At 74.4% G+C, this 9,401-nt stretch carries 10 protein-coding genes; 3 read left to right on the top strand and 7 right to left on the bottom strand.

Going from position 1 to position 9,401, the window contains the following annotated elements; all coding sequences use genetic code 11:
* Window positions 1-65 precede the first annotated feature (65 nt).
* Window positions 66-722, bottom strand: a complete 657-nt coding sequence (gene yczE / locus ACWDAK_RS16265; RefSeq protein WP_344638265.1) for a membrane protein YczE — start codon at window positions 720-722, stop codon at window positions 66-68.
* A gap of 118 nt (window positions 723-840) precedes the next feature.
* Between yczE and yczR the strand changes: the two genes are divergently transcribed.
* Complete coding sequence (gene yczR, locus ACWDAK_RS16270) at window positions 841-2,343, top strand: MocR-like transcription factor YczR (RefSeq protein ID WP_427393425.1); 1,503 nt, start codon at window positions 841-843, stop codon at window positions 2,341-2,343.
* Between the two features lie 139 nt (window positions 2,344-2,482).
* On the opposite strand, the gene ACWDAK_RS16275 is transcribed toward yczR, so the two are convergent.
* The 4 genes from ACWDAK_RS16275 to ACWDAK_RS16290 form a co-directional block, all read right to left on the bottom strand.
* Window positions 2,483-3,385 carry an NAD kinase gene (locus ACWDAK_RS16275; protein WP_344638267.1) on the bottom strand — a complete coding sequence of 301 codons (903 nt, stop codon included), beginning with the start codon at window positions 3,383-3,385 and terminating at the stop codon, window positions 2,483-2,485.
* A gap of 147 nt (window positions 3,386-3,532) precedes the next feature.
* On the bottom strand, window positions 3,533-4,339 hold the full coding sequence (locus ACWDAK_RS16280) for a TlyA family RNA methyltransferase (RefSeq protein WP_344638282.1): 807 nt from the start codon (window positions 4,337-4,339) through the stop codon (window positions 3,533-3,535).
* A gap of 77 nt (window positions 4,340-4,416) precedes the next feature.
* The gene (locus ACWDAK_RS16285) at window positions 4,417-4,581 is read right to left on the bottom strand and encodes a hypothetical protein (RefSeq protein WP_344638268.1); all 165 of its coding nucleotides are present in this window, start codon (window positions 4,579-4,581) and stop codon (window positions 4,417-4,419) included.
* The gene (locus ACWDAK_RS16290) at window positions 4,574-5,467 is read right to left on the bottom strand and encodes a hypothetical protein (RefSeq protein WP_427393424.1); all 894 of its coding nucleotides are present in this window, start codon (window positions 5,465-5,467) and stop codon (window positions 4,574-4,576) included. The genes ACWDAK_RS16285 and ACWDAK_RS16290 overlap by 8 nt, the downstream gene beginning before the upstream one ends.
* A 211-nt stretch (window positions 5,468-5,678) precedes the next feature.
* Here ACWDAK_RS16290 and ACWDAK_RS16295 point away from each other — a divergent pair, with 211 nt between their 5' ends.
* Window positions 5,679-6,026: a sterol-binding protein gene (locus ACWDAK_RS16295; protein WP_344641503.1), complete on the top strand. Its 348-nt coding sequence runs from the start codon at window positions 5,679-5,681 to the stop codon at window positions 6,024-6,026.
* Window positions 6,027-6,057: 31 nt separating this feature from the next.
* Here ACWDAK_RS16295 and ACWDAK_RS16300 read toward each other — a convergent pair whose 3' ends face one another.
* Together ACWDAK_RS16300 and ACWDAK_RS16305 are read right to left on the bottom strand one after the other, a co-directional pair.
* Window positions 6,058-7,101, bottom strand: coding sequence for an HAD-IIA family hydrolase (locus ACWDAK_RS16300; protein ID WP_344641502.1), 1,044 nt, complete (start codon window positions 7,099-7,101; stop codon window positions 6,058-6,060).
* A 68-nt stretch (window positions 7,102-7,169) separates the two neighbouring features.
* Window positions 7,170-7,682, bottom strand: a complete 513-nt coding sequence (locus tag ACWDAK_RS16305; protein WP_344641501.1) for a tetratricopeptide repeat protein — start codon at window positions 7,680-7,682, stop codon at window positions 7,170-7,172.
* Between the two features lie 138 nt (window positions 7,683-7,820).
* Between ACWDAK_RS16305 and ACWDAK_RS16310 the strand changes: the two genes are divergently transcribed.
* Entirely contained in the window at window positions 7,821-9,191 is a 1,371-nt protein-coding gene (locus ACWDAK_RS16310) for a DUF1015 family protein (RefSeq protein WP_427393423.1), read from the top strand.
* Window positions 9,192-9,401: the final 210 nt, after the last annotated feature.

The raw sequence follows: 9,401 nt of genomic DNA on the forward strand, positions 1-9,401 counted from the left end.
GTGCGCGGGCGGCCACCGAGCGTGTACCCATCCTCGGGGGGCGAGGAGGCCGCAGGGTGCCGCCGTTACGCGGCCTCGCGCGGCGCGACCGCGCAGTAGCGCAGGAAGAACTGCGCCAGCGGCCCGATCGCCAGCGCGTACGTGATCGTCCCGAGCCCGACCGTACCGCCGAGCAGGAACCCGATCGTCACCACCGTCAGCTCCATGCCGGTGCGGATCAGCCGCAGGGAACGCCCGGTGCGCCGGTGCAGCCCGGTCATCAGCCCGTCGCGCGGCCCGGGCCCAAGCCGGGCCCCGATGTAGAGGCCGGTCGCCAGACCGTTGAGCACGATGCCCGCCGTCAGTAGCGCCGTCCGCGCGAGCCACCCCTCCGGGGCGGCGATCAGGCCGAGGGTGAGGTCCATCGCGGCGCCGATGACCAGGATGTTGCCGATCGTCCCGATGCCCGGCACCTGGCGCAGCGGTATCCACAGCAGCAGCACCAGCGCGCCCGTGATGGTCACCCAGGCGCCCATGCTCAGACCGAGGTGCCGCTGCAGGCCCTGGTGCAGCACGTCCCACGGGTTGACACCCAGCGAGGCCCGCACCATCAGCGCCATGCTCGCCCCGTACAGGCCGAGGCCGGCCAGCAGTTGCGGCACCCGCCGGGCGAGCCGGTCGGTGCTCCAGATCCTCGCGGCGCTGTCGCCCGGAGTGCTGGCGTGCTGGGAGACGGTAGCCATGGTTCGGCTCCTCGGGAGGTGGTGCGGATGTGTATGGCGGCCGAGCGGCCGGACTGCCATCATGAGGGTCCAATCGGACCCGATCCAGGTCCAATCGAGGCCAGGTGGACTGATTCGAATGAGCGAGTGGCAGAGTGCCGTGACCCCGCCCGCGCTGGCCAGGCTGCTGCGCAGCACCCAGCTGCCCGAGCCCGCCGGGCACCGGCCCGCGTACCGGACCCTGGCCGGGCAGGTCCGGCTGCTGGTCTCCGAGGGCCGGCTGCCGGTCGGCACCCGGCTGCCCGCCGAACGCGAACTCGCGCAGGCCCTGTCGCTCAGCCGCACCACCGTCGCCACCGCGTACGAGACCCTGCGCGGCGAGGGCTATCTGCGCAGCCGCCGTGGCTCCGGCAGCTGGACCACGCTACCCGAGGGCAGCAGGCCGCCCGGTGACGCCCTGCACCCCGTCCCGCCGGACGAGCGGGAGACCGTACTGGACCTCGGCGTGGCCGCACTGCCCGCCCCGCAGCCGTACCTCGGCGAGGCGGCGGCCCGGGCGATCGAGCAACTGCCCGCGTACGCCTCGGGGCACGGCCACTACCCGACCGGCGTGCCCGTGCTGCGGGAGGCCATCGCCCGCCGCTTCACCGAGCGCGGCCTGCCCACCACTCCGGACCAGATCCTGGTCACCACCGGCGCGATGGGTGCCCTGCACCTGGCCCGCCAGGCGCTCTCCGGACGCGGCGACCGGCTCGCGGTCGAGGCGCCCAGCTACGCGCACACCATCCAGTCACTGCGCCGCAGCGGCGCCCGCCTGGTGCCCGTCCCGCACGCCCGGCCGGACGGGCCGACCGCCCTGCCGCGCTGGGACGTCCAGGAGTGGCAGCGCGTCCTGCGCGGGGCCGCGCCCCGACTCGCCTTCCTCATCCCGGACTTCCACAATCCGACCGGCGCCCTGATCGACGAGGAGCAGCGCCGCGAGCTGCTCGCCGCCGCCCGCGCCGCCGGGACCGTCGTCGTGGTCGACGAGACACCTGCCGAACTCGCCTGGGGCGTAGGCACCGAGGACCTCCCCAGGCCCATGGCCGCCCTGGACCGCGCCGCCCAGGTGGTCACCGTCGGCTCGGGCAGCAAGCTCCTCTGGGGCGGTCTGCGGGTCGGCTGGCTGCGTGCGAACCCCGCCCTGGTACGGCAGTTGGCCGCCGACCGGGTCTACACCGACGTCGGCACTCCCGTGCTGGAGCAGTTGATCGCCGCCGCCCTGCTCACCGAACGCTTCGACGAGGTCCGTGCCCACCAGCTGGCCAGGCTGCGCTCCAGCGCCGAGGCGCTCATCGCCGCACTCGAACGGCAGTTGCCCGAGTGGCGGTTCGCCCGCCCGCCGGGCGGCCTGTGCCTCTGGGTGTCCACCGGCCGGGTCTCGGGCGCCGCGCTGGCCCAGGCCGGCGAACGAATCGGGGTACGGATCGCGGCCGGCTCCCGGTTCGGCGTGGACGGCGCCTTCGAGCACCACATCCGCATCCCGTTCACCGTCCCCGCACCGGCCGCCGACGCGGCGATCGCCCGTCTCGCCACCGCCGCCGACCTGGCCCAGGCCGGCCGCTGGCGCACCACCGGAGAGGCCCCGCCGCTGGCCGTCTGACCTCCGTCGGCGCGGCCCCGGGGAAGTGGTGAACCGGCCGACGTGCACCGCCCGTCGACCGCGGCCAAAGCCAACTGGCCGACGGGCGGGGGCAAGTAGGCGACAGACATCACGGCGCCTCATGCCCCTCGGGAGCCGTTCAGCAGACCTTGCCGCGCCCGCGCCACCCCGTCACCGGCAGCGCGAACTTGGCCACCAGCCGGTCCGTGAACGGCGCCTGGTGCAGCCGCGCCAGGCGCACCGGCGTACTCCCCCGGCGGACCTCCACCCTTGCCCCGGCCGGGAGTTCGACCGAACGGCGCCCGTCGCACCAGAGCACCCCGTGCGGCGTCTTCGGCTGGACCTCCACCGCCAGCACCGAGTCGGGCGAAGTCACCAGCGGCCGGGCGAACAGCGCGTGCGCACTGATCGGCACCATCAGCAGTGCCTCCACCTCCGGCCACACCACCGGACCGCCGCCCGAGAAGGCGTACGCGGTCGATCCGGTCGGCGTCGAGAGGACCACCCCGTCGCAGCCGAAGTTGGAGACCGGACGGCCGTCCACCTCGGTGACGACCTCCAGCATCCGCTCCCGCGCGGCCTTCTCGATCGACGCCTCGTTCAACGCCCAGTCCTGGTGCACCACATCGCCGTTGGTGCGGACCAGGACGTCGAGCGTCATCCGGTCCTCGATCTCGTAGTCGGCCTTGACCACCCGCTCGACCACGACCGCCAGGTCGTCCCGCTCGGCCTCCGCCAGGAAGCCGACCCGGCCAAGGTTGATGCCCAGCATCGGCAGCCCGGACTCCCGGGCCAGCTCCGCCCCCCGCAGCAGCGTGCCGTCGCCCCCGGCCACCAGGATCAGCTCGCAGCCGTCCGCCGCGCCGTGCCCACCGGGCACCCGCTCCACCCCGTCGGGCAGATCCAGGCCGACGGCCTCCGAGGCGAGCAGTCTGATCCTGATCCCCTCCTTGAGCAGGCCGTGCACCAGCCCCTCGACACTGCGCAGCGCAGCCTCACGGCCGGTGTGCGCGATCAGGAAGACCGTACGTTCCTCGCTCATGCTGCCCTCTCCCTACGCCTGCCGGGTCGCCCTTGCCCCGGTGCGGCCGCCACCGGGCGTGACGGTCGGACGCCTGCACAGCACCCTATCCGGGGGCCCTGACATCCGACCCCCGCCATCCGGCCCGGCCACCGAAGGACCTCCGGCCTACTGCGGCCCCTCCGCCACCGCCCGCTCCGCCTCGGCCGGGTCCAGCCGCGGGGCGCCGCGGCGCAGCCACAGGAAGTACTCGACGTTCCCGGACGGGCCCGGCAGCGGGCTGGCGGTGACCGCCCGGACGCCCAGCCCCAGCTCCCAGGCCTGATCGGCGACCTGACGGACCATCTCCGCCCGCAGCTGCGGGCTGCGGACCACTCCCCCGCTGCCCAGCCGCTCCTTGCCGATCTCGAACTGCGGCTTGACCATCATCACCAGGTCCGCGTCCTCGGCGCAGCAGCCCGCCAGGGCGGGCAGCACCAGACCGAGCGAGATGAACGACAGATCGCCGACCACCAGGTCGACCGGCTCCCCGCCGATCTGCTCCAGCGTCAGCTCCCGGACATTGGTCCGGTCCATCACGGTGACCCGCTCGTCGCTCTGCAGCGACCAGGCCAGCTGGCCGTAGCCGACGTCCACCGCCAGTACCCCCGCCGCCCCCGCGCGCAGCAGTACGTCGGTGAAGCCGCCGGTGGACGCGCCCGCGTCCAGCGCGCGCCGCCCCTCGACCACCAGGCCCTGCGGCACGAAGGCGGCGAAGGCGCCCGCCAGCTTGTGGCCGCCGCGCGAGACGTAGTCGGGATCGTTCTCGTCCTTGGCCACCACGACCGCCGCCGAAATCTCGACCTGCGTCGCGGGCTTGGTCGCCGTGGTGCCGCCGACGGTCACCCGGCCCGCCGCGATCAGCTCACTCGCGTGCTCACGCGAACGGGCCAGCTTGCGGCGGACCAGCTCCGCGTCGAGTCGGCGTCGTGCCACTGCCACTGGTGTTTCAGCTCCTACTGCTTTCGCTACTACCCGTACTGCTGGTGCTCGTACGGCTGCTGCTCGTCCGGTTACCGCTCGTCGAGCGCGGCCAGAGTGCCCACCAGCCGCTGATGTACATCTTCGTACACCGCCACCTGGGCAGCGGTCTCCACCCCTGCCAGCTCCGCCAGCCCGGCCAGCGCGGCATCGACCTCCGGGTGGCCCGTCGGCTCCACCGGCGCCGGCTCAGACACCGCCGCCCTCCTGCTTCGGCGCGGACTTCCTCGCGGAGGCCTTCTTCGCGCCGCCCTTCGCACTCGCGCCACCGGCCCGGCTCCCGGTACCCGGCTTCCCGGCCGCCGCCTTCTCCACCGCCTTCGTCGCGGTCTTCGCCACGGCCTTGGTCGCGGTCTCCGCCACCGCCTTCTTCGCGGCCGCACCATCGGCGGCCGTGCGTCCGACAGTCGGCTTCGTGCCGTTCGCCTTCACAGCGGCGGCCTTGGTGCCGTTCGCCTTCACACCGGCCGCCTTCGCACCGGCCGCCTTCACACCGGCCGCCTTCACACCGGCCGCCTTCGCACCGGCCGCCTTCGCACCGGCCCCGGCGGCCGGCCGCTTCGCCGCCGCCGGCTTCGCCGCGGCCCGCCGCGCAGGCGCAGGCGCGGGCGCGGGCCGCCCGGCCGTCGCGGTGCCGTTCACCTCGTCGGCCTTCGCCGGCTCGGCCGCCCGCTCGTCCCAGCCCGCCTCGAACAGCCCGGCGGCGCGCGCCTCGGGCTTGCTCTCCGGAGGAAGGTGGGGCTGCTCCTCCACCTCGCGCAGCTTGCTCTCCAGGTAGCTGAGCACCACGCCCACCTTGACCACCTGGTCGCCGACCCGCTCGAAGACCTTCTCCACCTCGCCACGGGCCACCCCCACCGCGAGATCCAGACCGGCCCGGCCGGCCGTCACCGCCTCCCCCGCCAGCGTCTGCAACGACCTGGCCGACGGCGGGAACTGCTCGCTCACGGTCCGCTCGATCGCCGCGACGTCCACGCCGCCGCGCTCCAGCAGTCCGGTGGCCGCGCCCACGACCCGCTTGCCGGTCTCCTCGGCCAGCTCGGTGGCCACCACCACGACTCCCCGTACCGCATCCCGCAGCATCCCGAGTGCCTCCTTAGTGCCTCGCACCGACTGCGACCCCGGCCCGGTGACCACGCTGTGCAGCCGGACCTGGCCCACCACATCCACGACGCTACCGCCTCGGCTCCGCCCTACGCTGCCGCTGCCGCCCGGCCGGGTTCCGGCACTGCTGCGATAGCGTGGACGGTCGGCGCCTTGAAACAGGAGGCGGGCAGACGGGAGACCAGCAGTCATGGCCACGATCGAGCAGTGCCGGCAGGCGCTGGAGCAGTTCAGCAGCAACCTCGGCAACGCGGACGGCGACGCCCGCAAGGCCGCGGCCCTCGACCGCTCCCTCACCTGCTGGATCACCGACCTCGACCTGACCTTCTCCGGCCGCCTCAAGGACAGCCGGATCACCGACATGGTCGAGATCCCCGGCCCGCCGCCCGCCAAGGCCGAGATCCGCCTCTCCATGACCGGCGACGACCTGGTCGCCATGGTCGGCGGACAGCTCAACTTCGCCGCTGCCTGGGCCGGCGGCCGGGTCCGGCTTGAGGCCGGCTTCCGCGACCTGCTGCGCCTGCGTTCGCTGCTCTGACTCCCCCGGGGGTCGGCCGGGTAGGGCGCCGCTACAGCCCCAGCTCGGCGAGCGCCTTGCTGCCGTCCACCGCCGAGCCGCCCGCGTCCGCCGCCGTCCAGGCCGCCGCGCACAGCGCCCGCAGACCGTCGTACGGGGCCTGTCCGCCGCCGCTCAGCCGCAGCTCCCCGTTGTCCGCCCACGCCTGGTACCCGCCGCAGCCGTAGCGCCCATAGCCCAGCGCCGCCACCTCCGGCTGGCCGGTCAGCAGGCCGCGCAGGTCGGCCGCGACGTATGTGGGCCGGTGCCGGGCCGGGGCCGCCAGCAGCTGGGCGGGGGTGGTGACACCGGTGAACACCAGCAGGCTGTCGACACCGCCGTTGTAGGCGCCCTCGATGTCGGTGTCGAGGCGGTCGCCGACCACCAGCGGATGCTTCGCGCCGGTCCGGATCACCGTCTCCCGGTGCATCGGCGGCAGCGGCTTGCCCGCCACCTCGGGCTCGACGCCGGTCGCGGTGCGGACCGCCGCCACCAGCGTGCCGTTCCCGGGGGCGATGCCCCGGGCGGTGGGGATCGTCAGGTCGGTGTTGGACACCACCCAGGGCAGCCCGCCCGCCACCGCGTAGGAGGCCTCGGCGAGGTGCTGCCAGCCGACCGACGGGTCGTAGCCCTGGACCACCGCGAGCGGCCCGTCCGCCAGCGACCGGACCGGCACCAGGCCGCGCTCGACGAGCGCCTCCTCCAGGCCCGCGCCGCCGACCACCAGCACCTTGGCGCCGGCCGGAACCATCGAAGCCACGAGTCGGGCCGCCGCCTGCGCCGAGTTGATCACGTCGGCGGCCTCGGCCGGGATGCCCAGCTCGGTCAGGTGGCCGGCCACCGCCCGGGGCGGCCGGGAGGCGTTGTTGGTCACGTACGCCAGCCGCATCCCGGCCGCGCGGGCCGCCGCCAGCGACTCCACCGCGTGCGGGATCGCGTGCGCTCCGGCGTACACCACACCGTCGAGGTCGAGCAGCGCCGTGTCGTACGCCTCGGTCAGCGGGCGGTCACAGCCCCCCGGAGCGGTACGTGCCTGGCCGGCTGCGGTGTCCGTCATCAGTCCTCTACCTCATCCTCTTGCTCATCGTCGTACCGGCCGCACTCGGCCCGGCCCGCCCCGCGGCGTCACCCGGCCTGCCCGTCCTCCGGCGGCGCCGAGTACCCGGGCGCACCTGGCAGCAGCGGTCCGTAGGCACCGGCGCGGGCCGCCAGCGTCGCCCTGGTCTGCCGCAGCGCGGCCCGGTAGTGGTCCGCCTCCGGCCGCATGGCGACCGCCAGGGCCAGGTGCTCGACGGACGTCTCGAAGTCGCCCAACCGGGCCGCCGAGACACCCCACCCGAACTGAGCGTAGTCGTCCGTCGGATCGGCCAGCGCCACCGCCCGGAAGTTCTCCAGCGCCGACTCGAACAGCCCGGCGCTGAACTGCGCCCTCGCCAGCGTCTCCCGGATGCTCCGCGAATGCGGCTCCGCCTCGGCCGCACGCGAAAGCAACTGCTCGGCCGCCGCCGGGTGGCCCTGTTCCAGCAGCCGCGCCCCGCGCCGGAACCAGTCGTACACGCCGCCCTTCGGCGCCCCGGGCCCGCCCTGCGCCGGAACGTCGGCGCCCCCGCCGTTCGCCTGCTTCTGCCCGTCACTCATCCCGTACCCCGTCTCCAATCCGAACCCGGCCTCAGGTGCCGCCGTCGGTGCCGGGCACGACCCGTTCCCGACGAGCCGGCCGTGGCACTGTGATCTACGAGATCTCCCAACAACGCGTACTTGGTTACGATGCCCAGAATGAGCACACCCAGTGCAGACACAGGAGCAGAGGCTCCAGCGGGCGGCCCCGGTGACCCCGGCCACGTCGCCACTGCGGGGCTGTCCCTCTCACCGTTCCGCGCCCTGCGATACGTCCCCGACCGGGTCGGTACGCTCGCCGCGGTCACCTCGCCCCCGTACGACGTGGTGGATCCTGGGCGGCGGCTCGACCTGGAGACCGCCGACCCCCACAACATCGTCCGGCTCATCCTTCCCAGGCCCGAACCCGAGGACACCGGCGACCGCCCCGACCGCGACACCCGCTACCGGCACGCCGCCCGGCTGCTCGCCGAGTGGCAGCGCGAGGGCGTCCTCGCCCCCGACCCGGAACCGGCCCTGTACGTCTACGAGCAGCGCACCGCCGAGGACGGCCCCGGCGGCGGCGCCCTGCAGCGCGGCCTGATCGGCGCACTGGCGGTCAGCGGCCGGGAGGCCGGCGTGGTACTGCCGCACGAGGACGTGATGCCCCGCCCGGTCGCAGACCGGGTCGGTCTGATGCGGACCACCCGGGCCAACCTGGAACCGCTGCTGCTCACCTACCGGGGCAACGGCGGTGCGGCCGAGGTGATCGAACGGGCCGTCCTCGGCGAGCCACTGCTCACCACGACCACCAGCGACGGCACCCACCACCGCCTGTGGGCCGTCACCGACCCCGCCGAACTGGCCGCGGTCAGCCGCGACCTCGCCACCTGCAGGGCCCTGATCGCGGACGGCCACCACCGCTGGGAGATGTACCTGCGCCTCCAGCGCGAGCACCGGCACCTGCCGCTCAGCCCGTGGGACCGTGGCTTGGTACTGCTGGTCGACACCGCCCGCTACCCGCTCCGGGTCCGGGCCATCCACCGGGTGCTGTACCGGCTTCCGATCACCGAGGCGCTCGCCCGGCTCGGCGACCACTGGCAGCTCAAGGAGGTCCCCGGCCCGCTGGAGACGGCCCTCCAGGCACTGGCCGAGGCCAAGCAGCACGCCGGCAACGCCTTCCTGCTGACCGGCGGCGACGGCATGTACCGGCTGCTCATCGAGCCGGACGAGGAACTGGTCGCCGCCACCGTGCCCACCGGCAAGCCCGAGGAGTGGCGCCGCCTGGACGCCACCGTCCTGCACGCCACCCTGCTCGACCACGTGTGGCGGATCCCCGACGGCCCCGACGACATCGGCTACCTGCACAGCGCCGAGGCCGCCGAGCGCGAGGCCGCCCGGAGCGGGGGCACGGCGGTCCTGCTCCACCCGGTCAAGGAGAGCGTGGTCCGGCGGCTGGCCGAACAGGGTGTGATGATGCCCCGGAAGTCCACCTCCTTCGGGCCCAAGCCGGCCACCGGGCTGGTCCTGCGCAGCCTCGCGCTCGGCTGACGCCGCCCGGCGGGCCGGCTTCGCGGGTCCCGATCCGGTGGCCCGGCGGTCTGGTCCGATGGGACCTGGCGAATACGCCGGAGGCCCGGCCGGTACGCACTGGATGTGCGTACCGGCCAAGGCCCGGCTCAACCCCGGCCCCGGCCGGTTCGGCGGCTTCGACCCGGGTGACCGGGTGGTGTACTCGCCCGTCCCCGGCATCACCCGCCC

Source organism: Kitasatospora sp. NPDC001175 (assembly GCF_053598215.1).